This is a genomic window from Nocardioides marmorisolisilvae, assembly GCF_003725775.1.
Classification (GTDB): domain Bacteria; phylum Actinomycetota; class Actinomycetes; order Propionibacteriales; family Nocardioidaceae; genus Marmoricola; species Marmoricola marmorisolisilvae.
This window is the reverse complement of the sequence record NZ_RJSG01000002.1, coordinates 1,785,570-1,808,807: the sequence shown is the minus strand read 5'-3', so window position 1 is coordinate 1,808,807 and position 23,238 is coordinate 1,785,570. Positions and strand designations below refer to the sequence as shown.

Genomic DNA, 23,238 nt, shown 5'->3' with positions numbered 1-23,238 from the left:
CGGCGTACGGGCCCCGGCCTGCGAGAATCGGTCGGTCATGACTGAGTCCGACCGAGCGCCCATCAAGACCCTCCCGCTGGTCTTCGAGGAGCCGAAGGGCCGCGGCAAGCCGCCCCGGCACCTGGCCGACCTCACGCCGGAGGAGCGCAAGGCACGCCTGGAGGAGCTCGGCCTGCCGGGCTTCCGGGCCAAGCAGCTCTCGACCCACTACTTCTCCCGGCTCGTCGACGACCCGGCCCAGATGACCGACCTCCCCGCCGCACAGCGGGACGAGCTCGTGGCCGGGCTGCTCCCGGACCTGATGACCCCGCTCCGCACGATGGAGGCCGACAAGGGCACCACCCGCAAGACGCTGTGGAAGCTCTTCGACGGCTCGCTCGTGGAGTCGGTGCTGATGCGCTACCCGGGCCGCGCCACCATGTGCGTCTCCAGCCAGGCGGGCTGCGGCATGGCGTGCCCGTTCTGCGCCACCGGCCAGGGCGGGCTGCAGCGCAACATGTCGACCGCGGAGATCGTCGAGCAGGTCGTCGCCGGCGCCCGCGCGCTGGACCGGGGCGAGGTGCCCGGGGGACCGGGCCGGGTGTCCAACGTGGTCTTCATGGGCATGGGCGAGCCGATGGCCAACTACAAGGCCGTCATCGGGGCGATCCACCGGCTGACCGACAAGACGCCCGACGGCCTGGGGATGTCCGCCCGTGGCATCACGGTGAGCACCGTCGGCCTGGTGCCGCGGATGAAGCAGCTGGCCGACGAGGGCATCCCGGTCACGCTGGCGCTCAGCCTGCACGCGCCGGACGACGAGCTGCGCAACGAGCTGGTCCCGATCAACACCCGGTTCTCGGTCGCCGAGACCGTCGAGGCGGCCTGGGACTACGCCCGGAAGACCAAGCGTCGGGTCTCGATCGAGTACGCGATGATGCGCGGCATCAACGACCAGGCGTGGCGCGCGGACCTGCTGGCTGACGTGCTGAACTCGTACGGCGAGTGGGGATGGGTGCACGTCAACCTGATCCCGCTCAACCCGACTAAAGGTGGACCCATCTTTCAGGGCAAGGTGTTCACCAAGTCCGAGGACGGCGACATGGACGAGTTCGTACGACGCCTGGAGGCCAAGGGCATTCCGACGACCGTTCGCGACACCCGGGGAAACGACATCGACGCTGCCTGCGGTCAGTTGGCTGCGCTGGAATAGCGCATGGCCGTCGAGAACGGCGTCCAAATCAGCTAACGGGGGCGATGTGCGGCCTCAACGTCGGTGAGATCTACGACGGAGTTCTCGCCGTAGGTTTCGCGGAGGAGGGCCATGGCTTCGTAGCGGTAGACGGCGACAAGCGTGACTCTTTCACTCGCACCATCAGTGGTCACCACTGCGGTGAAGCGGCGCCGGGGCAGTTCCCCGTCGCGGCCGCGCACGTAGTCGTCCAACAGAACTCGAACATAGGCAGCCTCAGGCAAGGCGTCGAGGCACGTGCTGTGGATGCTTGAGTCGTTGAGGTGCGCGACTGGACCGCCGCTGTCGAAAAGGCCCGGCGGGAACTGTTGGGCGGCGTCATCGAGACCGATGACCTCGCCACAAAGATGGCACACGGTCTTCCCTCTGAGCAGCAGCGACATGTGTGCATTATGAGCCGATCAGCCGAGCGATCGTCGTGACTTGAAGCTGGGTGCACGTCAACCTGACGTGGTCGCACCTTCAACCTCAGGCCGCTCAACCCGACGCCCGGGTCGAAGTGGACCGCCAGCGACCCGGCGGACGAGCGCGAGTTCGTACGCCGGCTCGAGGCCAAGGGCATCCCGACGACGGTGCGGGACACCCGCGGTCGTGAGATCGACGGCGCCTGCGGTCAGCTCGCTGCTGTCGAGTCCTGAGAAGCAGATCGACCGGACACCCCCACAGCGTCCGGCCGATCCTCGGGTGCTTCGCTCAGACTTCTGACAGCTCCGGCTCCAGGGCCTCGTCGCGACGGCTGATCACCTTCGCTGCGATCGCGCCTCCGGCAAGTGCTGCGACGGTGCCCAGGCCCATCGAGGACTCCGCGGGGGCGGACGGTGCGCACAGGGCGCCCTGCAGCTCGACCGGGGTCGGCAGCAGCAGCTCGGTGTTGCGGTCGTCCGCCGTGCCCGCGTGCGAGGCACGGTCGTTCTGCGGGTCGTTCGCCGACAGCTCGCGCGCCAGGCCGGCCAGACCGACCGTCGTGTTCAGGTCCGGCGTCACGCCCACCTGGGAACCGGCGTGGTCCACGATCGTGGTGAAGATCGACAGCGTGTTGTCGGCGTTGTCGACGACCTCGATGATGCGGGCCTGCTGCGGGTAGTCGATGTGCGAGGCGGTGTTGATCTCCCAGAACCCGCCGGAGTTGTCGGCGCGCACGTGCGGGGTGATCTTGTTGACGTGCGTGTGGCCGTTGACCCAGGCGATCACGCGCGGCTGGCTGAGCAGGTAGCTGGTCACCGCCGCGCCCAGGACCCGCAGGCTCGGGTCGCCGCCGGTCAGCACCAGCGGGTTGCTCATGGTGTCGCTGGTGTGGTGGCTGAAGACGATCACGGCCTTGCCGGTCGCCGAGGCGATGGTGGCCTTGAGCCACGCGAACTGGGCCTGGTCCAGGGAGCCGTCGGCGTACCCGTTCGGGTTGGTCGAGTCCATCGAGATGAACCGGAACGAGCCGTTGTCCCAGAAGTAGTACGCGGTGCCGTTGGTCTGGTTCGCGGCGGTGTAGCCGTGACCGGCCGGCGAGGACGTGGTGTTGAAGTACTCGTTGACCGTCTCCTTGCGCGACAGGTTCTTGCGCGCGGGGTCCGGGGTGACCAGGCGGGCACCGGGCAGCAGGTTGATGCTGCTCAGCAGCTCACCGATGTTCTGGTGCGCGACCGCGTTGAGGATGTCGGACTGGGTGACGCCCGGCGGCACCGTGATGACCTTGACCGCGCCGCGGGAGAGCAGGTCCAGCTGGGTGGTCGAGTTCGGGAAGTTGCCCTGGATCAGGGCGTCGTGGTTGCCGAACACGGTGTACCAGGGGATGTTCAGGCCGGCCGCGACGAACGGGACCCGGGCCTTGTTGAGCAGCCCGGGAACGGTCGGGAAGCCGTAGTTGGACCGCAGCTTGTCGTCCGCCTTGGCCCCAGGGGTGCCGTCGGGGTGCCAGTAGTGGGTGTCGTAGTAGAGCGTGTTGTTGTCCATCACGCCCTCGTACTTGTTCAGGTTGCCGGAGTCCGGCGTGACGGTCTTGCCGCCGTCGAGGATGTCGATGTTCCAGCGAACCTCGTTCTTCTGGCAGTTGTCCGAGTTGTCCCCGGTCTCCACCATGAACTGCAACGGCTTGCCGGTCACCGGACCGTTGGCGAGGTCGTTGATCGCGCGCACCATCGCGTCGGCGACCTGGGCGGTGAGCATCTCGTGCGGTCGGTAGGACGACGAGAGCAGACCCGGGTTGAGACCCTGCGGGTTCGGGTCCTCGAAGCGGTCGAGCCACTCCACCCGGCCGGGGGACTGGTGGTCGACGACGTGGATGTCGCTGAACTGCGCGAACGCCAGCAGCGGGGTCCGGCACGAGGACGGCGAGGAGGTCGGTCCGGCGCCGAGCCCGGTGCGCACGTTGCGTGCCTCCGCCGGGCCCGGGACGAGCTTCTGGTAGCCCTTCGCGTTCGGGGCGGCGAAGGTCCAGGTCTGCGCCGCGGTGGTGCTCGCGATCGCGGACTCGCTCAGCGAGCCGAGGAGGGGGACGGAGGCGGCGGCTCCGCCGGCGACGGCGCCGGCGCGCAGGAGGTTACGACGGGTGAGGTCCATGACGGTCCCAACGACCGTATGTGGCTTGGGTCACGTCCTGGTTACCTGTTGGTAGACCACCGTTCACTTTCGCCCGATTCGCCGGTGAGCAAGCCCACGCAGGGCGGCTGCCGAACGCTGTGGACACCCGTCCTCGGAATCGGGGAGGATCGGTGCAAATGCCGTCCGAACCGCGGCCGGCCGAGCGAGGAGCACGACGATGACGGACGCCCCCGACCCGGCAGCCCTGAAGAAGGTCAATCGGCTCGAGTCGCTGAGCGATCCGGAGCTGTGGGCGGTGATCAGCGCAGGTCGGCACGTGCACCTGCCGGCGGACTGGTCGCTGATCGGCGAGAACACCCCGGCCGATAAGGCCTACCTGATCGTCGACGGGGAGGTCTCGGTCCGCAAGCACGGCGAGGAGGTCGCGCGCCTCGGCCCCGGTGACGTCATCGGCGAGATCGCGATCGTCAACCACAAGCTGCGCACCGCCAGCGTGGTCAGCCTGACCCCGCTCGAGGTCGTGCACTTCACCCGTGAGTCCCTCGAGCAGCTGATCGAGGACGTTCCGGCCTTCGGTGAGGCGATCCGGGGCACCACCGCTGACCGCCTCGGCGAGAGCAGCTGACGAGCCGAGCCCTGTGAGCCCCAAGAAGGACCCGGGGAAGAGCCCGGAGAAGGCCAAGGAGCCGCTGGACCCGCAGCGGACCGTCGAGCTGCTCGAGGAGCACCTGCTCGGCAGCCGGCCGACCCTGAACGGCGACCAGGTGGCCGAGCTCGTCGGCATCGACCGCGACGTCGCCAAGCAGCGCTGGCGCTCGCTCGGCTTCACCGAGGTCGGGGACGACGAGATCGCCTTCACCCCGGCCGACGTCGAGGCGATGCGGCTGACCCAGCGCATGCACGAGCTGGGTCTGATCCGCAGCGACGACGAGGCCGCCCTGATCCGCACCCTCGGCCGGAGCTTCGCCCGGCTGGCGGAGTGGCAGTTGACCGTTCTCGGCGAGACGATCGACCCCGCCGAGCTCGACGAGGCGGGCCTGGTCGCCGTGCTGGACACGGTCACCCCGCTGCTGGAGGAGATCCAGAACTACGTCTGGCGACGCCACACCTTGTCGGCAGCGTCGCGTCTGCTGCTGGCCCCGCCGACCGACGACGAGGAGGGCGGCAGCACGGCGATCGGCTTCGCGGACATCGTCGGCTACACCCGCCAGACCCGATCGCTGTCCCAGGAAGAGCTCGCCCGGCTCGTGGACCACTTCGAAGCCCGTGCGCTGGCGATCATCACCCAGCACAACGGCCGCATCATCAAGACCATCGGGGACGAGATCCTCTTCGCCGCGGACTCGCCGACCGACGCGGCGCACATCTCGCTGGAGCTGGTCGAGGAGCACCTGGTCTACGAGGACTTCCCGCAGCTGCGGGTCGGCACCGCCTGGGGACCGGTCCTGCACCGGCTCGGCGACGTCTTCGGCCCGACCGTGAACATCGCCTCGCGGCTGACCTCGATCGCCCGCGCCGGACGTGCGCTGGTCGATAAGCAGCTGGCCGACGCCATCGAGGACGACGAGTCGTTCAAGCTGCGCCGGATGCGTCGGGCCTCGGTGAAGGGCTACCGCCGCCTGGAGCCGTGGGCCTTGCGTCGCCCGCACGACGAGGGTGGCGAGCTACCCCAGGTCGCCGCGGCGCTGCGCGAGAAGCGGCAGGACCTCCGCAGTGCTGTCGACGAGATCAAGGCGCGCGCCGAACGCGCGGTCGGCCCCGAGGCTGCGGAGTAGCTCCCACACCCCGACCTCGCGGGTCCAGTGCTCCACCCCGACCAGCACCATCGGCACCACCGACGGTGCCTGGGCGTAGTAGTTCGCGCACGCCGCCTGGAAGATCTCCTGGACCGTGCCGGCAGCGCCCGGCAGGAAGACCAGGCCGCGCCGGCACACCTTGAGCAGCACGTCCTCGCGGGTGGCGTTGCTGAAGTACTTCGCGATCACCGACGCCAGCGGGTTCGGCGGCTCGTGGCCGTAGAACCAGGTCGGGATACCCAGCGAGTCCCGGCCGTTCGGGCCGGGTTGCTGGTCGGCCGACGGATCCCGCCGGGGATGGGCCCAGCGCTCCCGGACCGTGAATGCCGCCCGCGCCCAGGCTGACAGGTCGTCGGCGAAGTGCGGGGCTGCGGCGAGGACCGCGATCGCCTCGTCGAGCGCGGACTCGTCGTGGCCGGCCATCCAGGCTCCGAGGTTCGCGGCCTCCATGGCTCCGGGCCCACCGCCGGTCGCGACGGTGAACTGCGTGGCCAGCTCCCGCCCGAGGACCGCGGCCTCGCGGTATCCCGGCTCGTCGCGGGCCAGGGCGTGCCCGCCGAGGACGCCGACGAGCTCGCGGCCTTCCACGAACTCCTCGAGCGCGTCGTCGATCGCGTGGTCGTGCAGCGCGGCGGCCAGGGTCCGGTCGACGGCCCGCGGCTGCAGAGACCAGGCGTAGGCGATCGCGTCCGGGGTCGCCGAGTAGCCGTCCTCGAGGCCGGCGTACAGCTCGTCGGGGGAGTACAGGCGTGCCCGGTACGGGTCGAACGGCACGTCCGGGACGGTCGGGAAGACCAGGCCGCCGCGGCGGCGTACGTCGATCTCGGTGCCCGGCCCTTCGCCGGGCGCGAACCGGCACCCGAGGAACACTCCGCCGGCGACGTTGATGCCGCTCAGCTCGCGGGCGCGGCCGGTCAGGTCGAGCGACTGCAGGTGATAGCCGCGGAGCTTGTGCAGGCCGTCGGCAAGAGCCTCGTCGAAGGCGTCGAGGGTCTCCAGCTCCTTGATCCGCACAGAGCAGAAAATAGCCCTGAAACAAGGGTTTTTGCTGGTCATCGGGCGTTCACCGACACGAGGGACAGCGCTTCCCATCCGTTCCGGGGCACCGGTCACCGTCGAGTCATGAGCGTGACACGTCTTGACCGACGGAGCCCCGCAACAACCGGCTCCGGCCTCCGCATCCTCATCGTGACCGAGTCGTTCCTCCCGCAGGTGAACGGCGTCACCAACTCCGTGCGCCGGGTCCTCGACCACCTCGCCGGGACTCCGCACGAGGCCCTCCTCATCGCCCCCTCGGGCCCCGACTCCTACGCCGGTACGCCGGTCCACCGGGTGACCTCGGTGGCCATGCCGACCTACCGCGACTTCCCGATCGGGCTCGCCTCGCAGCACACGCTGCGCAAGATCTTCGAGGACTTCGAGCCCGACATCGTGCACCTGGCCTCGCCGGCGCTGCTGGGTCGCGCGGCCGGGATCATGGCGCGCAGCCTCGGCATCCCGGTGGTCGCGATCTACCAGACCGACCTGATCGGTTTCGCCGCCCGCTACAAGTTCCCGGGCGCGGTGACGATGATGCGCAAGCTGACCACCAGCATCCACGGCCCCGTCGACCTGAACCTGGTGCCGTCGAGCGCCAGCCGCGAGCAGCTCGACCAGCTCGGGATGCCGAACCTGGAGCTGTGGCCGCGGGGCGTCGACGCCCACCAGTTCAACCCGGCCCGACGCTCCGACGTGCTCCGCGACGAGGTGATGGCGACCGAGGGCGAAGTGCTGGTCGGGTACGTCGGCCGCCTGGCCGCCGAGAAGGAGCTCGACCTGCTCACGGCGATCGAGCACCTGCCGAACCACCGCCTGGTCATCGTCGGCGGGGGGCCGGAGGAGGCGCGGCTGCGCTCGCTGCTGCCGAACGCGGTCTTCCTCGGAGTCCGGCACGGCGAGGAACTCGGTCGCGTGGTCGCCTCGCTCGACGTGTTCGTGCACACCGGCAGCACCGAGACCTTCTGCCAGGCCGCCCAGGAGGCCCTCGCCTCCGGCGTACCGGTCGTCGCTCCGGACGCCGGCGGCCCGCGTGACCTGATCCGGCCCGGGCAGAACGGCCTGCTGTTCGCCCCGGGCAACGGGTCGGACCTGTTCGCCTGCCTCGACGCGCTGGTCTCCGACGGAGGCCTGCGCGCCCGGATGGGCGAGAACGCGTACGACGGCGTGCGCGACCGCACCTGGGCCAGCGTCAACAACGCCCTGGTCGAGCACTACCACCGACTGGTCCGGCCGGCGCCGCTGCGCCTCGTCGGCTGAGCTCTAGCCCTCAACCGACTCGAGCTGCCGCAGACTCCCTTCGCGCCGGCCGGACCTGAACTCACCAGCAGGCGGCGAGCAGCGAGCCGAACAGCTCGTCCTCGTCGACCGCCAGACCGCGTCGGGCGAACCAGGTGCAGATGTTGTGGCAGTCCCGCATCAGGAATTCGGCTCCCTGCGGGTTCGCCACGATGTCGACGATCTGCGGCAGGTCGATGATGACCAGCCGCTCACCCGCTGCGAGCACGTTGTACGGCGACAGGTCGCCGTGCGCCAGCCCGCGCTCTGCCAGAGCGGTCATCGCCCTGCGCAGCTGGTCGAACCATTCGACCAGCAGGTCGGGCTCCGGACGGGTGGTCGCCAGTCGCGGAGCAGGTGCCCCGTCGTCGGTGATCAGCTCCATCAGGATCTCGGTGCCGTCGATCTGCACCGGGTAGGGGACCGGGACCCCGGCCTCCCAGCACCGCTGCAGCGACTCCCACTCGGCCCAGGCCCACTGCCCGGCCGCGATGGCGCGCCCGAAGGTGCTGTTCTTGGCCATCGCCCGGGTGTCGCGGGTGTTCCGGGTCTTCCGGCCCGCGGTGTAGCTGTCGTTGCGGCGGAAGGCGCGGTGGTCGGCGTCCCGGTAGCGCTTGGCCGCCAGGACGCAACCGCCCTCGCCGGCGACTGCGCGCTCGAGCAGGAAGACGTCAGCCTCCTTGCCGGTCTTGAGGATGCCGAGCTCGGTCTCGATCGCAGCGCGATCGGTGACCAGCCAGTCCGGGACCGGCTGCGGGCCGCGCATCAGCGGCTCGAGGTCCCAGTACCGGGTGAAGCGTGACCCGTCGTCGGGGTCGTCGATCAGTTCGTAATCAAAGGTGAAGAAATCAGCCTCGAGTGAGGCGGAGTCGTGCGAGTTCACGTTGTCTCCGAAGATGTGAGGAGGGGCGGCGGGCTACGAGCACGCCAACGGCCGTGATCTGCATGTCACCTCTCCTCTCTTCGGTCGCGAGCGAGCGCTCGCGGAACGCTCCGAGGATGACAGGGCCTCCCGGGAGCGTGCAAAGGGTTTTACGCCGACGGGTGCAGGAGCGCCGCGAGCTCCTCGACCCCGTCAGCCAGCCGGGTGCCCGGCCTGGCCCAGGAGGCGTTCGCGTCGACTGCGTGCACCGGGACGTCCACGGGCAGCACCCCGGACGCAACGAGCTCGTCGGCGAGCTGGCGGCAGCCGTCGCGGTCGAACCCGCACGGCGCCACGACGAAGACGTCGGGCTCGGCGTCCCGGATCGCTTCCCAGGTCACCCGCTGCGACTTCTCGCCGGGCCGGGCCAGCAACGGGACACCTCCGGCCAGCTCGATCATCTCGGGGATCCAGTGCCCCGGAGCGAACGGCGGCTCGGTCCACTCCAGGAACATCACCCGCGGCCGGGGACGGTCGGCCACCCGTTCGGCGACGGCGGCGATCCGCGCCCGCTGGTCGGCCACGACCGCGGCAGCCGTATCGCGGTGGCCCGTCGTCTCGCCGAGGGTCTCGATCGAGGCGAGCACCTCCTCCAGCGTGTGCGGGTCGATGGTGAGCACCTGGGCGGTGCAGCCGAGGTGGGCGAGCGCGTCGTCGACCACCGAGACGTCGACCGCGCAGACCGCGCACAGGTCCTGGGTGACCACCAGGTCGGCGTCGAGACCGGACAGCGCGCCCTCGTCGAGGTGGTACAGATCCTCGCCGCGCGCCATCGCTGCGACCACGAACGCGTCGATCTCGGCAGGGGCCAGACCCTCGGGCATCGCCGAGGTCGACACGATCGTCCGGGTGCGTGCCTCGGCCGGGAAGTCGCACTCGAACGTGACCCCGACGACGTCGTCCCCGGCACCCACGGCGAACAGGATCTCGGTGGTCGAAGGGAGCAGGCTGACGATCCGCACGGGCCAAGACTAGGTTGGGCGCATGACTTCTGAAGAGTCCGTCCTCGCGGCGGTGCCGAAGCAGCTCTACATCGGCGGGAAGTGGATCGACGCCTCGGGCGGAGCGACCTTCGAGGTCGAGGACCCGGCCACGGGCAAGGCGCTCTGCTCGGTCGCCGACGCCACTGCGGACGACGCCCGTGCGGCGCTCGACGCCGCGGTCGCCGCTCAGGCCGGCTGGGCCGCCACCCCGCCCAACGAGCGCTCCGAGATCCTGCACCGGGCCTTCCTCGCCCTGGGTGAGCAGGCCGAGGAGCTGGCCCTGCTGATGACCCTGGAGATGGGCAAGGCGGTCGCTGAGTCGAAGGGTGAGCTCGCCTACGCCGCCGAGTTCTTCCGCTGGTTCTCCGGCGAGGCGCTGCGCCTCGACGGCTACTACAAGACCACCGGCAACGGAGCGAGCCGCGTGCTGGTGATGCGCCAGCCGGTCGGCCCCTGCTACTTCATCACTCCCTGGAACTTCCCGAACGCGATGGGCACCCGCAAGATCGGCCCCGCGATCGCGGCCGGTTGCACGATGGTCGTCAAGCCCGCCCAGCAGACGCCGCTCTCGATGCTCGCGCTGGCCAAGCTCCTCGAGGAGTGCGGTCTGCCGCCGGGTGTCCTCAACGTGATCACCGCGACGGGCTCGGGTGCCGTCTCCGAGCCGATCATCAGCGACCCCCGGCTGCGGAAGCTGAGCTTCACCGGATCCACCCCGGTCGGCAAGAAGCTGATCGCGCAGGCCGCCGACCAGGTGCTGCGGGTCTCGATGGAGCTCGGCGGTAACGCGCCCTTCCTCGTCTTCGCCGACGCCGACCTGGATGCTGCCGTTGACGGCGCGATGCTGGCCAAGATGCGCAACATGGGGGAGGCCTGCACCTCGGCGAACCGCTTCCACGTGCACGAGTCCGTGGCCGATGAGTTCGCCGCCAAGCTCGCCGCCCGGATGGGCGCGCTCACCGTCGGTCGTGGCACCGAGTCCGGGACCGACGTCGGCCCGATGATCGACGCCGCCCAGCAGGACAAGGTCGCCGAGCTCGTCGACGACGCGGTCGCCAAGGGCGCCACGGTTGTGACCGGGGGCAGCAAGGGCGACGGCGAGGGCTACTTCTACGCACCGACCGTGCTCACCGGCGTACCGCAGGACGCCGCAGTCCTGAACGAGGAGATCTTCGGGCCGGTCGCCCCGATCGCCACCTTCAGCACCGACGAGGAAGCGATCGCCGCGGCCAACCGCACCGAGTACGGGCTGGTGGCCTACGTCTTCACCCGCGACCTGCAGCGGGCCTTCCGGGTCTGCGAGGCGCTGGAGACCGGGATGATCGGCCTCAACCAGGGGATCGTCTCCAACGCCGGTGCCCCCTTCGGCGGCGTCAAGCAGTCCGGCACCGGACGTGAGGGCGGCAACGAGGGCATCGCGGAGTACCTGGACACCAAGTACGTGGCGATCAACGTCGGCTCGTGACCGAGGAGCAGGTCGCCCTGGTCGACGAGCTCGGCCAGGTGGTCGGGAGCGCGCCGCGTTCCGTCGTACGCCGTGACAACCTGCTGCACTCCGCGACCGCGATCCTGGTGCACGACACCGAGGGACGTACCTACGTGCACCGGCGCAGCGACACCAAGGACTGGGCGCCGGGTCACTGGGACGCGGCTGCCGGCGGCGTGATCGCTCTCGGCGAGGATCCGTACGCGTCGGCGGTCCGCGAGCTCGGCGAGGAGCTCGGCATCACCGGGGTCGCGCTGGAGCCGCTCGGCACCCACCTGTACGAGGACGACACCACTCGCTGCTTCGAGCACGCGTTCGCCGCGGTCTGGGACGGTCCGGTGATCCACCAGCCCGAGGAGGTCGCCGAGGGTCGCTGGGTCACGCCCGAGGAGCTGGCCGCGATGCTCGGGGATCCGCAGATCGCCTTCGTGCCCGACACGCGTCAGCTTCTCGCCGTACTGGCTGGGAGGATGGGCAGGTGAGCTCTTCCCAGCCGCGCCGTGACGTGGTCATCCTCGGATCCACCGGCTCCATTGGCACCCAGGCGCTGGACGTCGTCCGGGCCAACCCGGACCGGTTCCGGGTGGTCGGCCTGACCGCCGGGGGATCGCAGCGCGACTTCTACGAGGCCCAGGTCGCGGAGTTCGCCCCGGCGTTCTCCGGGTTGGGGGAGGGCGCCTCCGTCGAGGCGGCTGGCCAGGCGTGCGACGTCGTGCTGAACGGGATCACCGGAGCCGTCGGTCTGCGCCCGACCCTGGCTGCCCTCGATGCAGGCAACGTGCTGGCGCTCGCGAACAAGGAGTCCCTGATCATGGGCGGCTCGGTCGTGACCTCGGCCGCGAAGCCCGGCCAGATCATCCCGGTCGACAGCGAGCACAGCGCGCTGGCCCAGTGCCTGCGCGGAGGGCGGGCCGAGGAGGTCCGCAAGCTGGTCCTCACCGCGAGCGGTGGGCCTTTCCGCGGTCGCAGCCGCAGCGAGCTTGCGGATGTCACCCCGACCGAGGCGCTCGCACACCCGACCTGGGACATGGGTCCGGTCATCACCATCAACTCCGCGACCCTGGTCAACAAGGGCCTGGAGGTGATCGAGGCGCACCTGCTCTTCGACATCCCGCTCGACCGCATCGACGTGGTCGTGCACCCGACCTCGGTGGTGCACTCGATGGTCGAGTTCTTCGACGGGTCCACCCTCGCCCAGGCCTCGCCGCCGACGATGCTGATCCCGATCGCCCTGGGGATGGGCTGGCCGGACCGGGTGCCGGAGGCGGCGCCGGCGGTCGACTGGACCTCGCGCCAGACCTGGGACTTCTTCCCCCTCGACGACGAGGCCTTCCCGTCCGTCGGGCTGGCCCGCCAGGCCGGAACCGCCGGCGGCACGGCGCCGGCGGTCTACAACGCGGCGAACGAGGAGTGCGTCCAGGCCTTCCGCGAGGGACGCCTGCCGTTCCTGGGAATCGTCGACACGATCGCCCACGTGCTCATCAGCCACGACGTAGGCTCGACTGCAGCGAATCTCACCCTCGACGACGTGCTCGCGGCAGACGCCTGGGCCCGCGGCGAGGTCACCCGTCTGCTGGAGAAGAACACCTGATGACCGTCCTGCTGTACGTCGCCGGAGTGCTGGCGATCGTCGTCGGCCTGGCTGCCTCGATCGCGCTGCACGAGTGCGGTCACATGTTCCCGGCCAAGCGCTTCGGCGTACGGGTCCCGCAGTTCTTCGTCGGCTTCGGCCGCACGATCTGGTCGGTGAAGCGCAACGGCACCGAGTACGGCGTGAAGGCCTTCCCGCTCGGCGGGTTCGTGAAGCTCATCGGGATGCTGCCCCCGGAGGAGGACCCGACCCGTCCGGCGAGGAAGGACAACGCCTTCACCCGGCTGATCTCGGATGCACGTCATGCCGAGGCCGAGCTGCTGGTGCCCGGAGACGAGAAGCGGATGTTCTTCCGCCTCCCGTGGTGGAAGAAGGTCATCGTGATGGCCGCCGGCCCCACGGTGAACCTGGTGATCGCGTTCTTCCTCTTCGGCGGGGTGTTCTGGTTCCACGGCGTCCCGGAGACGACCACCACGGTCGACTCGGTCGCGAAGTGCGTGATGGCGGTGCACGAGGACCAGCAACCTCGGGCCTGCCGGGCCAGCGACCCGGTGGCTCCGGCGCTCAAGGCCGGGTTGCGTTCCGGCGACACCATCGTCGCCTTCGGCGACACCAAGATCACCCAGTACACCCAGCTGCAGAAGCTGATCCGCTCCAACCCGGACAAGAAGGTGGTCCTCACCGTCCGCCGCGACGGGAAGCTGGTGCACCTGACCGCGACGCCGAGCGTGAACCAGCTGCCCGCCCTGGACGGCAGCACCGCGAGCGTGAGCGTCGGCTACCTGGGCATCACCCCGACCCAGGAGAACGTCGCCAAGGGCGCCGGCTACACGATCGGCCAGATGGGCGGCTACACCAAGGACACCGTCCAGGCCCTCGGCAAGCTGCCGGTGCGACTGTGGGGCGTCGCCAAGGCGGTCGTCGGCGTCGAGAAGCGGGATCCCAACAGTCCGATGAGCGTGGTCGGGGTGGGACGTGTCGCCGGCGAGGTCGCCTCGGACGACAAGGTCGACATCGGAGACCGGATCGCCTTCGTGGTCACGCTCCTGGCCGGGGTCAACCTGTTCGTCGGCATGTTCAACTTCGTGCCGCTGCTGCCGCTCGACGGCGGCCACATCGCCGGAGCCCTCTACGAGGCGTTGCGCCGCGGCCTCGCACGCTTGCGGGGCCGGCCCGACCCGGGGCACTTCGACGTCGCTCGCCTGCTGCCGGTGGCGTACGTGATGGCGGGTCTCCTGCTGGTGATGACCGTGCTGCTGGTCTACGCGGACATCGTCGCCCCCGTGGCGTAAGACGGTTCACGACCGACGGATACCCTGGGTGCCATGACATCGGTCCCCCTCGGCATGCCCGCTGCACCGCCGCCGGTTCTGGCCCCGCGTCGCGAGACGCGCCAGATCAAGGTCGGCAAGGTCGGCGTCGGCAGCGACTCCCCGGTGTCGGTGCAGTCGATGACCACGACGCTGACCGCGGACGTGAACGCGACGCTCCAGCAGATCGCCGAGCTGACCGCGACCGGCTGCGACATCGTCCGGGTCGCCTGCCCCTCGCAGGACGACGCCGAGGCGCTCCCGGAGATCGCCAAGCACTCGCAGATCCCGGTCATCGCCGACATCCACTTCCAGCCCAAGTACGTCTTCGCCGCGATCGAGGCCGGCTGTGCCGCGGTCCGGGTGAACCCGGGCAACATCAAGAAGTTCGACGACCAGATCAAGGAGATCGCCGCGGCCGCCACCGACCACGGCACCTCGATCCGGATCGGTGTCAACGCCGGCTCGCTGGACCCGCGGCTGCTCGCCAAGTACGGCAAGGCGACGCCGGAGGCTCTCGTCGAGTCCGCCAAGTGGGAGGCCTCGCTCTTCGAGGAGCACGGCTTCCGCGACTTCAAGATCTCGGTCAAGCACAACGACCCGGTCGTGATGGTGCGCGCCTACGAGCTGCTCGCGCAGGAGGGCGACTGGCCGCTGCACCTCGGCGTGACCGAGGCCGGGCCGGCCTTCCAGGGCACCATCAAGTCCGCCACCGCGTTCGGCGCACTGCTTTCCCAGGGCATCGGCGACACGATCCGCGTCTCCCTCTCCGCGCCGCCGGTCGAGGAGGTCAAGGTCGGCATCCAGATCTTGCAGTCGCTGAACCTGCGCCCGCGCAAGCTCGAGATCGTCTCCTGCCCGTCCTGCGGTCGCGCCCAGGTCGACGTCTACACGCTGGCCGAGCGGGTCACCGCCGGGCTGGAGGGCATGGAGGTCCCGCTGCGGGTGGCCGTGATGGGCTGCGTCGTGAACGGACCGGGAGAGGCCCGGGAGGCCGACCTCGGCGTCGCCTCGGGCAACGGGAAGGGCCAGATCTTCGTCAAGGGTGAGGTCATCAAGACCGTCCCGGAGTCGCAGATCGTGGAGACCCTCATCGAGGAGGCCATGCGTCTCGCCGAGGAGATGGAGCCGGTCGAGGGCGCCTCGGCCGAGGTGACCGTCAGCTAGTCGGCGTACCGGTCGGCGTTCCCGTAGGGCTTCCCGTCGGGCTCCCCGAGGGCTGGTCCTCGGGCGTGCCGAGCAGTCCTTCCTGGGCGCGCTGGGCAGCGACGATCACCTGGAGCGCCTGCTGGCAGGCGGGCCACGCCTTCCCCGCCTGGGCCAACGCGTCCAGGTCCTCGAGGGCCGCTGTCACCGCGGCGTCGTCGTCGATGCTCACCGACGCCAGGTGCTCCCAGGCGGGTTGCAGCTCGGCGTTGGCCTCGGCGGCGTGCGCGGTCAGGGTCGCCACCGCCGCCTCCACCTGCTCGTGGGTCGGCGCCTTCACCGTCTTGCCGTTCGCGCCCTTGACCGGAGCGGGCACCGGGTCGTGCAGGTACAGGTCGACCGTGGCGGCGACCTGCTCCCGCTGGTACTCCATGTCGTAGGGACGCAGGCGGTCGCTGAACTGGCGCAGCGCGGTGATCGCGTTGACCTGGTTCTCGACCCGGGCCTGGCAGTCCTCGGCCGTGGTGGTGTTCTCGTAGTAGTCGACCGTCGCCAGGACCGTGGTCCAGCGGCTGGCCAGCGCCGATGGATCGGTGTCCTGGTCGAGACCCAGCACGCTCTCGGCGACGTCGTGCCACTGGTCGCGGCACTCCTGGACGCTCGCGGAGATCGATGTCGCCTTCGACTTCTTCGGGGCGTCGTCGCACCCCGCGGTGATCGGTACGACGACGAGCGCCAGCGCACCCGCGACCGCCACCCACCGACCGGACATGGGCTCACCGTAGCGGCAGCGGAGGCGCTCGGCAGGGGGTTGCGCCGCGTCGGTCCTACGCGGCACCAAGGCCCACGCAATAGGCTCTGGCCGTGCTCGCAGCAGACGCGTCCGACGCCGGGCGGCCCGAGGGCCGTACGTCGGGCGTGCGCGTGCTGGGACCGGCCGATCTCCCGGCCGCGCTGGAGGTCCTCAACGCCGACCCGGTGACGAACGTCTTCGCGGAGTACCGCAGCCGGATCACCCAGCTCGACCAGCGCTGGCTGGGCGGGCAGATGTGGGGGTACGTCGCGGACGGTGAGCTGGTCTCGCTGTGCCACGTGGGTGCGAACCTCGTCCCGGTCCAGGCCGGCGAGGACGCCTGCGCCGCCTTCGCCGAGCGGGCGCTGCGCCAGCGGCGGCTGAGCTCGACCATCGTCGGACCGCACGACGCAGTGGCACGGCTCTGGTCGGCACTGGGACCGAGCTGGGGACCCGCGCGCGACGAGCGCTGGGACCAGCCGCACCTGGCGATTTCCTCGGACCCGTGGATCGAGGCCGACCCCGGGGTCCGGCGCACCGAGGCGGGGGAGGTGGACGAGCTCTACCCGGCGTGCGTGGCGATGTACACCGAGGAGGTCGGGGTCTCGCCCGAGGCCGACGGGGGTCGGAACATGTACCGCGCGCGGGTCAGCCAGCTGGTCAACCGTGGCTGGTCGTTCTCGCGCATCGAGAACGGCAAGGTGCTGTTCAAGGCCGAGATCGCCTGTGCCTCGCCGCTGGCCTGCCAGGTGCAGGGCGTGTACGTCGACCCGGCGCACCGCGGCCAGGGACTCGGGGCTCGAGGGATGGCGAGCGTGGTCGAGTTCGCCCGCCGCGAGGTCGCCCCGACGGTGGCGCTCTACGTGAACGCCCACAACCTGCCCGCGCGCGCCGCGTACGCGAAGGTCGGCTTCACCCAGACGACCACGTTCTCGACCCTGATGTTCTGACGGCTGGCTACGCTCGCCGTATGACCGCACCCCTGCGCCGGGACGCCAAGTTCCTGATCGCCGCCTTCCTGACCTCCGGCACCGTCCACCTGGTCAAGCCCGACATCTGGGAACCACTCATGCCCGACTGGGTACCGGCGCACCGCGAGGTGATCCTGTACTCCGGCGTCGCCGAGATCCTCTGCGCCGCGGGGATGGCGCTGCCGTCGACCCGCAAGCTCGCCGGCCGTGCCAGCGCTGCGCTGCTGGCCGCGGTCTACGTCGGCAACCTCAAGATGGCCGTGGACGCCTCGAAGACGAACAACACCGCGTTCAAGGCCGCCGCCTACGGCCGGTTGCCCCTGCAGTTCCCGATGTTCCGAGCGGCTCTGCGCGCGGGTCGCGCCTGACGGTCGCGATCAGCGGTTCACGGCACAGGTGCTGGTGCTCGCCGGATTCTGGGGGAGGAGCTCTGCGCGCGACGGTGCGGTGATGCTGACCGCCTTGCCGAGGTCGCTGAACACGACCCGGGCGTGGGTCTTGGACACGAAAGCCTTGAGCTTCGAGGTCAGCGGAGCGCGGGCCGCCTCCAGCGCGGTGAAGACCTGGGTTCCTTCGACCGCAGCTCCGGACGGCCCGCCGTTGGCAGTGACGTCGAGGAGGACCGGAACCAGGACCTTGCTCAAGGCCGCGCGCTCGCCGGCGATGGCCGATCCCGCGACGCCGAGGAACTGCAGCGCGCTGTAGGCGTCGACCGCCAGGTGCGGGCCGTCCATGCCGTCCCCGGAGCCGACGACCGTGGCCTTCGCCAAGATGGTGACCGCCGTCGGCAAGGAGCTGCCCCGGGCGGAGGTGACGCCGGTCAGCTTGGTGATCTCGGGCAGGTCGGTCCGCAGCCAGCAGCCGGTCCAGCTGCCCCACTCCTTGAGCTGGAGGAACCAGGTGCCGCCCGCGGTGCTGCGCACCCGTACCACCTGCACGCGGGGCTTGCCGCTGGCCTCGTCGATGCCGAGGATCGCGCGCTCGTAGGCCGACGCGGCGGGTCGCAGCCGGTAGCTGCCGGTCTCGTGCGCGGTGGGCTGGCTGACACCGTCAGCCGTCACCTCGGACTCGTAGGTCCCGGTCGGCGCGCGCTTGAACGCCGCCAACGCCTTTGCCAGGAGGTCGCGCTGCGCCCCGGTCTGGGCGTGGTCGGCCGGGGTCGTGGGATCGGCAGGCTTGCTCGACGCGCCACCACAGCCGGACACCGCCAGCGCCAGAGCGGCGATGAGGGCGGCGGTGCGGTGCATGCCGGTGATGATGTCAGGAGGCCCTGAGCCGCTCGACGGCGAATCCCCTTCGGCGAGGCCCCGTGCCGCCGACTAGCCTTCTCCCCATGATCCTGAGGATGTCGTCCCTGTTCGTCCGGACCCTGCGTGAGGACCCGGCGGACGCTGAGGTGCCGAGCCACAAGCTGCTCGTGCGCGCGGGCTACATCCGTCGGGCGGCGCCCGGCATCTACACCTGGCTGCCGCTGGGTCTGCGGGTGCTGCGCAACGTGGAGAACATCATCCGCGAGGAGATGGACGCGATGGGCGCCCAGGAGCTCCAGTTCCCGGCGCTGCTGCCGCGCGAGCCCTACGAGGCCACCGGTCGGTGGACCGACTACGGCGACGGCATCTTCCGGCTCAAGGACCGCAAGGACGGCGACTACCTGCTCGGCCCGACGCACGAGGAGATGTTCACGCTCGTCGTGAAGGACCTGTACTCGTCGTACAAGGACCTGCCGGTGTGGCTGTACCAGATCCAGACCAAGTACCGCGACGAGGCGCGTCCGCGGGCGGGCATCCTGCGCGGACGTGAATTCATCATGAAGGACAGCTACTCCTTCGACACCTCCGACGAGGGCCTGGACCGCTCGTACGCCGCTCACCGCGACGCCTACATCAAGACCTTCGACCGACTCGGCTTCGACTACGTGATCGTCAAAGCGACCGCCGGCGCGATGGGCGGCTCGAAGTCCGAGGAGTTCCTGGCCAAGGCCGCCGTCGGCGAGGACACCTACGTCCGCTGCACGAACTGCGACTACGCCGCGAACGTCGAGGCGGTCGAGGTGCGAGCGCCTGCTGCGGTCGCCTACGACGACGCCCCGGCCGCGCACGCCGAGGACACCCCGGACACCCCGACCATCGACACCCTGGTCACGCACCTCAATGCCGCGCACCCGCGGGCCGACCGACCCTGGCACGCGGGCGACACCCTGAAGAACGTGCTGGTGCTGCTCAAGCACCCCGACGGCACGAAGGAGCCGCTCGCGATCGGCATCCCCGGCGACCGCGAGGTGGACCAGAAGCGCCTGGAGGGTCAGCTCGAGCCGATCGAGGTCGAGCCGATGGACGACGCCGAGATCAGGAAGCACCCGGCGCTGGTCAAGGGCTACATCGGTCCGGCGGTGCTGGGGGAGAAGTCCGAGTCCGGGATCCGCTACCTCGTCGACCCGCGCGTGGTCGAGGGCACCCGGTGGGTCACCGGCGCGAACGTCGCCGGCAGCCACGTGCTCGACCTGGTGGCCGGGCGGGACTTCAACGCCGACGGCACCATCGAGGCTGCGGAGGTGCGCGACGGCGACGCCTGCCCGAACTGCGCGGACGGGACGCTGGAGTCGGCGCGCGGCATCGAGATGGGCCACATCTTCCAGCTCGGGCGCAAGTACGCCGAGGCGTTGGACCTTCAGGTGCTCGACGAGAACGGCAAGCTGGTCACAGTCACGATGGGCTCCTACGGCATCGGCGTCTCGCGTGCCGTGGCGGCCATTGCCGAGGGCAACAACGACGAGCTGGGTCTGGTCTGGCCGCGCGAGATCGCGCCGGCCGACGTCCACGTGGTCGCCGCCGGCAAGGAGGAGGCGGTCTTCGCCGCCGCCGAGGCACTTGTCGCCGAGCTGGACGCCGCCGGTGTCCGCGTGATCTACGACGACCGGGCCGGCAAGGTGAGCCCCGGGGTGAAGTTCAAGGACGCCGAGCTGATCGGCGTACCGACGATCGTCACCGTCGGCCGGGGTCTGGCAGACGGCACGATCGAGGTCAAGGATCGCCGCAGCGGCGACCGGACCGAGGTGCCCGTCGCCGAGGCGGCCGGGCAGCTGGTCGCCCTGGTCCACGCCTGACTCGCCTGACCGGACGGTTTCCGGTCCGTCTCCGTTCCGTATCAACTTCTGCCGCAGGACTAGAGCGCCCGCGGCAAACCTTCCGCTGAATCTGCGATTTTCTGTATTTCTGACATCTGCAGTGGTCTCATCGTTCCCGTGCGGCCGTGAGCGGCTCTACGCTCCGATCAACCCAGCGGGAGGAACCCAGCCATGAACCGGACCACCAAGCGTGCAGGCGCCGTCCTCGGCGCGCTCACCTGCGCCTTCGCCCTCTCGACGTCGGCGGTGCCGGCGTTGTCCGCCTCGGCCTCGGGGAGCACCGGCAAGGACTGCTTCGACCCGACCACCGTGAACGCGGCCGCGCGCGGCGCCAGCAACCCGCGGGCGCACGACACCCGAGCGATCACCGCGAAGCAGCAGGCGGCGATCGAGGCGAAGACCAAGAAGATCCTGGCCGCCAAGAAGGCCAGCGCCTCCAAGGGCAAGCCCGGCGGCGGGGGTGGCGGGGGCACCGGTACCGGAGGTCCGCTGAACAACATCCCGGTGTACATCCACGTGATGACCTCGACCAGCGGTGCCGGCAACGTGACCGATGCCCAGATCGCGGCCCAGATCAACGTGCTCAACCAGACCTACTCCGGCCACGACGTGAACGGGAACGGCAACGACACCGGTGCCCGGTTCTACCTGGCCGGTGCGAACCGGATTGCCAACAACACCTGGCACACCGACAGGCAGAGCACCACCTACCGGGCGCAGACCCGCCAGGGTGGCAAGAACGCGCTGAACATCTGGCTCGTCGACTTCAATTACCTGGGCATCGCCACGTTCCCGTGGGACTACGCGTCGAACCCGTCGATCGACGGCATCCGGGTGCAGTACAGCTCGCTGCCCGGCGGCAGCGCGACCAACTACAACCTCGGCGAGACCGCGACCCACGAGGCCGGTCACTGGCTCGGGCTCTACCACACGTTCCAGGGCGGCTGTAACGCTCCGGGCGACGAGGTCGCGGACACCCCGGCCCAGGCCTCGCCGAGCAGCGGCTGCCCGACGGGACGCGACTCCTGCGCGGCTCCCGGCCTGGACCCGATCCACAACTACATGGACTACAGCTACGACAGCTGCTACTACGAGTTCACCCCGAACCAGGTCACCCGCATCGGCCAGATGTGGACCGCCTACCGGCAGTGACCCGATGACCTGCCGAAGGGCCGGACCGTCCACAGCGACGGTCCGGCCCTTCGTCGTCCACACCCTCGCGGAGCGCGGTCGAAGCCCGGCCTGACCGCGGGCCAACCTCCCTGCCTCGGCGCAGAACCCGCTGCGCCTCGACCGGCTCCTTGGGAGGAACCATGATCCGCTTCCACTCTCGCCTGCTCACCGGCCTCGCGGCCGCAGCGGCGCTGCTCTGCGCCTCGCCCGGCAGCGCCCCGGTGCTGACCGCTGCTCACCTCGACCACTGCTTCGCACCGTCCGAGCACGGCGCCGCAACGGTGGGAGCGCGCAGCGCGAACCCGCGAGCCGGCGACCACCGCTCGATCTCGAAGGCGCAGCAGGCCACGATCGAGTCCGAGACCAAGAAGCGCCTGGCGCGGCGGAAGGCGTCCGGGGCGGGACCGGTCACGATCCGGGTCTACGTGCACGTGATGGAGTCGAGCACCGGGGCCGGGAACGTCAGCGACAGTCGCATCGATCGGCAGATCGACGTGCTCAACCAGACCTACTCAGGCAAGGACGCAGACCACCCGGGCGGACCGGACACCGGCTTCCGGTTCCGGCTCATCGACGTCGACCGGTACCGCAACAGCACCTGGCACACCGACGGCGACAGCGAGACCTACCGCGACCAGACCCGGCGGGGGACTCGGACCGCCCTGAACGTCTGGCTGGTCGACTTCGACTACCTCGGCATCGCGACGTTCCCCTGGGACTACGCCGCGGAGGGCGACGTGGACGGGGTGCGGATCCAGTACACCTCGCTGCCCGGAGGCAGTGCGACGCACTACAACAGCGGCAAGACGCTGACCCACGAGACCGGCCACTGGCTCGGGCTGTACCACACGTTCCAGGACGGCTGCTCGTCCCCGGGTGACGAGGTCAGCGACACTCCTGCCCAGGCATCGCCCAGCACGGGCTGCCCCACGGGACGGGACTCCTGCAGCTCACGCGGGCTCGACCCGATCCACGACTACATGGACTACAGCTACGACTCCTGCTACCAGTCCTTCACGCCGGGGCAGGTCTCCCGGATGAAGCAGATGTGGGCCGCCTACCGGGCCTGAGCACAGCGGGCCGGCAGCGGAAATCCGGCTGCCGGCCCGCACCCTTCCCGGATAGGTTCACGCCCGTGAGCCAGCAGATCGACGCCGTCATCTTCGACTGGGGCGGGACGCTGACCGCCTGGCACGACATCGACTTCCACGCGGAGTCGCTGGCGCTGGCGGCGGCGGTCAACGCCTCGCCCGATCCCGACGACGACGTGCACGCGCACGCGGCCAAGCTGCATGCGGCCGGCGCCGAGGTCTGGGGCTGGAGCCGGGACGAGCAGCGCAGTGCCACCGTCGCGGACCTGTTCGAGGTCGCCGGGCTCGGGCACGACCCGCAGCTGCTGACGGCGTACCGGGAGTTCTGGGAGCCGCACACGCTCACCGACCCCCAGGTCGGTCCGCTCTTCGACGCGCTGCACGCGAGCGGGATCCGGGTCGGCGTGCTCTCCAACACGATCTGGCCCCGCGCGTGGCACCGCGACTGGTTCGCCCGCGACGGCGTCCTCGCGCAGATCGACGCGGACGTCTACACCAGCGAGATCCCGTGGACGAAGCCGTCGCCGAAGGCGTTCCAGGCCGCGATGAACGCCGTCGGGATCGCCGATCCGGCACGCTGCGTGTACGTCGGGGACCGGCTGTTCGACGACGTCTGGGGCGCGCAGAACGCCGGGATGAAGGCGATCCACGTCCCGCACAGCACCATCCCGGCCGAGCAGCTCGGGCATTCCGAGGGGGTGCCGGACGCGGTTGCGCACGAGCTCGCGGAGATCACCGCAATTGTTGCCGGGTTGTGCAGTGCATGAACCAGA

At 70.0% G+C, this 23,238-nt stretch carries 22 protein-coding genes and 1 pseudogene; 16 read left to right on the top strand and 7 right to left on the bottom strand.

Going from position 1 to position 23,238, the window contains the following annotated elements:
• Positions 1 to 37 precede the first annotated feature (37 nt).
• On the top strand, positions 38 to 1,192 hold the full coding sequence (gene rlmN, locus EFL95_RS12830) for a dual-specificity RNA methyltransferase RlmN (RefSeq protein ID WP_123234330.1): 1,155 nt from the start codon (positions 38 to 40) through the stop codon (positions 1,190 to 1,192).
• Between the two features lie 32 nt (positions 1,193 to 1,224).
• Here the strand turns inward: rlmN and EFL95_RS12825 are convergent, their stop codons facing one another.
• Positions 1,225 to 1,614: a hypothetical protein gene (locus EFL95_RS12825; protein WP_123234329.1), complete on the bottom strand. Its 390-nt coding sequence runs from the start codon at positions 1,612 to 1,614 to the stop codon at positions 1,225 to 1,227.
• A gap of 81 nt (positions 1,615 to 1,695) precedes the next feature.
• Between EFL95_RS12825 and EFL95_RS19745 the strand changes: the two are divergent.
• Positions 1,696 to 1,869, top strand: a pseudogene (locus EFL95_RS19745) (23S rRNA (adenine(2503)-C(2))-methyltransferase RlmN); the annotation flags it as partial.
• A 55-nt stretch (positions 1,870 to 1,924) separates the two neighbouring features.
• Here the strand turns inward: EFL95_RS19745 and EFL95_RS12815 are convergent.
• The gene (locus tag EFL95_RS12815; protein ID WP_123234328.1) at positions 1,925 to 3,784 is read right to left on the bottom strand and encodes a TIGR03767 family metallophosphoesterase; all 1,860 of its coding nucleotides are present in this window, start codon (positions 3,782 to 3,784) and stop codon (positions 1,925 to 1,927) included.
• 199 nt (positions 3,785 to 3,983) lie between these two features.
• Between EFL95_RS12815 and EFL95_RS12810 the strand changes: the two genes are divergently transcribed.
• Both EFL95_RS12810 and EFL95_RS12805 read left to right on the top strand, forming a co-directional pair.
• Positions 3,984 to 4,391 carry a cyclic nucleotide-binding domain-containing protein gene (locus EFL95_RS12810; protein ID WP_123234327.1) on the top strand — a complete coding sequence of 136 codons (408 nt, stop codon included), beginning with the start codon at positions 3,984 to 3,986 and terminating at the stop codon, positions 4,389 to 4,391.
• A gap of 13 nt (positions 4,392 to 4,404) precedes the next feature.
• Positions 4,405 to 5,541 (top strand): adenylate/guanylate cyclase domain-containing protein, encoded by a 1,137-nt coding sequence (locus EFL95_RS12805; RefSeq protein WP_183407144.1) that lies wholly within the window; start codon positions 4,405 to 4,407, stop codon positions 5,539 to 5,541.
• On the opposite strand, the gene EFL95_RS12800 is transcribed toward EFL95_RS12805, so the two are convergent.
• Positions 5,431 to 6,576, bottom strand: coding sequence for an LOG family protein (locus EFL95_RS12800; RefSeq protein WP_246004932.1), 1,146 nt, complete (start codon positions 6,574 to 6,576; stop codon positions 5,431 to 5,433). The genes EFL95_RS12805 and EFL95_RS12800 overlap by 111 nt on opposite strands.
• 108 nt (positions 6,577 to 6,684) lie before the next feature.
• On the opposite strand from EFL95_RS12800, the gene EFL95_RS12795 reads away from it, so the two are divergent.
• Entirely contained in the window at positions 6,685 to 7,857 is a 1,173-nt protein-coding gene (locus EFL95_RS12795) for a glycosyltransferase family 4 protein (protein WP_123234324.1), read from the top strand.
• Between the two features lie 61 nt (positions 7,858 to 7,918).
• Here the strand turns inward: EFL95_RS12795 and EFL95_RS12790 are convergent, their stop codons facing one another.
• The gene (locus tag EFL95_RS12790; protein ID WP_123234323.1) at positions 7,919 to 8,758 is read right to left on the bottom strand and encodes a serine protein kinase RIO; all 840 of its coding nucleotides are present in this window, start codon (positions 8,756 to 8,758) and stop codon (positions 7,919 to 7,921) included.
• Between the two features lie 149 nt (positions 8,759 to 8,907).
• Complete coding sequence (locus EFL95_RS12785) at positions 8,908 to 9,759, bottom strand: cobalamin-binding protein (RefSeq protein ID WP_123234322.1); 852 nt, start codon at positions 9,757 to 9,759, stop codon at positions 8,908 to 8,910.
• A 22-nt stretch (positions 9,760 to 9,781) separates the two neighbouring features.
• Here EFL95_RS12785 and EFL95_RS12780 point away from each other — a divergent pair, with 22 nt between their 5' ends.
• From EFL95_RS12780 to ispG, 5 genes are read left to right on the top strand one after another with little or no spacing between them, the layout of a single operon-like run.
• Complete coding sequence (locus EFL95_RS12780) at positions 9,782 to 11,245, top strand: NAD-dependent succinate-semialdehyde dehydrogenase (RefSeq protein ID WP_123234321.1); 1,464 nt, start codon at positions 9,782 to 9,784, stop codon at positions 11,243 to 11,245.
• Positions 11,242 to 11,748: an NUDIX hydrolase gene (locus EFL95_RS12775; RefSeq protein ID WP_123234320.1), complete on the top strand. Its 507-nt coding sequence runs from the start codon at positions 11,242 to 11,244 to the stop codon at positions 11,746 to 11,748. The genes EFL95_RS12780 and EFL95_RS12775 overlap by 4 nt, the downstream gene beginning before the upstream one ends.
• Positions 11,745 to 12,857 (top strand): 1-deoxy-D-xylulose-5-phosphate reductoisomerase, encoded by a 1,113-nt coding sequence (locus EFL95_RS12770; RefSeq protein ID WP_246004931.1) that lies wholly within the window; start codon positions 11,745 to 11,747, stop codon positions 12,855 to 12,857. The genes EFL95_RS12775 and EFL95_RS12770 overlap by 4 nt, the downstream gene beginning before the upstream one ends.
• On the top strand, positions 12,857 to 14,149 hold the full coding sequence (locus EFL95_RS12765) for a M50 family metallopeptidase (RefSeq protein ID WP_123234318.1): 1,293 nt from the start codon (positions 12,857 to 12,859) through the stop codon (positions 14,147 to 14,149). Before EFL95_RS12770 ends, EFL95_RS12765 begins: the two co-directional genes overlap by 1 nt.
• Positions 14,150 to 14,182: 33 nt before the next feature.
• A complete protein-coding gene (gene ispG / locus EFL95_RS12760; protein ID WP_123234317.1) occupies positions 14,183 to 15,334 on the top strand; it encodes a flavodoxin-dependent (E)-4-hydroxy-3-methylbut-2-enyl-diphosphate synthase in 1,152 nt (383 codons plus the stop codon).
• Here the strand turns inward: ispG and EFL95_RS12755 are convergent.
• Complete coding sequence (locus EFL95_RS12755) at positions 15,327 to 16,085, bottom strand: hypothetical protein (protein ID WP_123234316.1); 759 nt, start codon at positions 16,083 to 16,085, stop codon at positions 15,327 to 15,329. The two genes, ispG and EFL95_RS12755, sit on opposite strands and share 8 nt — an antisense overlap.
• Positions 16,086 to 16,177: 92 nt before the next feature.
• Here EFL95_RS12755 and EFL95_RS12750 point away from each other — a divergent pair, with 92 nt between their 5' ends.
• Positions 16,178 to 17,056 carry a GNAT family N-acetyltransferase gene (locus EFL95_RS12750; protein ID WP_221176378.1) on the top strand — a complete coding sequence of 293 codons (879 nt, stop codon included), beginning with the start codon at positions 16,178 to 16,180 and terminating at the stop codon, positions 17,054 to 17,056.
• 20 nt (positions 17,057 to 17,076) lie between these two features.
• Positions 17,077 to 17,445 (top strand): DoxX family protein, encoded by a 369-nt coding sequence (locus tag EFL95_RS12745; protein ID WP_123234314.1) that lies wholly within the window; start codon positions 17,077 to 17,079, stop codon positions 17,443 to 17,445.
• 9 nt (positions 17,446 to 17,454) lie between these two features.
• Here the strand turns inward: EFL95_RS12745 and EFL95_RS12740 are convergent, their stop codons facing one another.
• Positions 17,455 to 18,324 carry a hypothetical protein gene (locus tag EFL95_RS12740; protein ID WP_123234313.1) on the bottom strand — a complete coding sequence of 290 codons (870 nt, stop codon included), beginning with the start codon at positions 18,322 to 18,324 and terminating at the stop codon, positions 17,455 to 17,457.
• A gap of 86 nt (positions 18,325 to 18,410) precedes the next feature.
• On the opposite strand from EFL95_RS12740, the gene EFL95_RS12735 reads away from it, so the two are divergent.
• The 4 genes from EFL95_RS12735 to EFL95_RS12720 all read left to right on the top strand — a co-directional run bounded on the left by EFL95_RS12735 (position 18,411) and on the right by EFL95_RS12720 (position 23,232).
• Positions 18,411 to 20,180 carry a proline--tRNA ligase gene (locus tag EFL95_RS12735; RefSeq protein WP_123234312.1) on the top strand — a complete coding sequence of 590 codons (1,770 nt, stop codon included), beginning with the start codon at positions 18,411 to 18,413 and terminating at the stop codon, positions 20,178 to 20,180.
• A gap of 192 nt (positions 20,181 to 20,372) precedes the next feature.
• Positions 20,373 to 21,353: a zinc metalloprotease gene (locus EFL95_RS12730; RefSeq protein WP_123234311.1), complete on the top strand. Its 981-nt coding sequence runs from the start codon at positions 20,373 to 20,375 to the stop codon at positions 21,351 to 21,353.
• A gap of 161 nt (positions 21,354 to 21,514) precedes the next feature.
• Complete coding sequence (locus EFL95_RS12725) at positions 21,515 to 22,444, top strand: zinc metalloprotease (RefSeq protein ID WP_123234310.1); 930 nt, start codon at positions 21,515 to 21,517, stop codon at positions 22,442 to 22,444.
• A gap of 65 nt (positions 22,445 to 22,509) precedes the next feature.
• Entirely contained in the window at positions 22,510 to 23,232 is a 723-nt protein-coding gene (locus tag EFL95_RS12720) for an HAD family hydrolase (protein WP_123234309.1), read from the top strand.
• Positions 23,233 to 23,238: the final 6 nt, after the last annotated feature.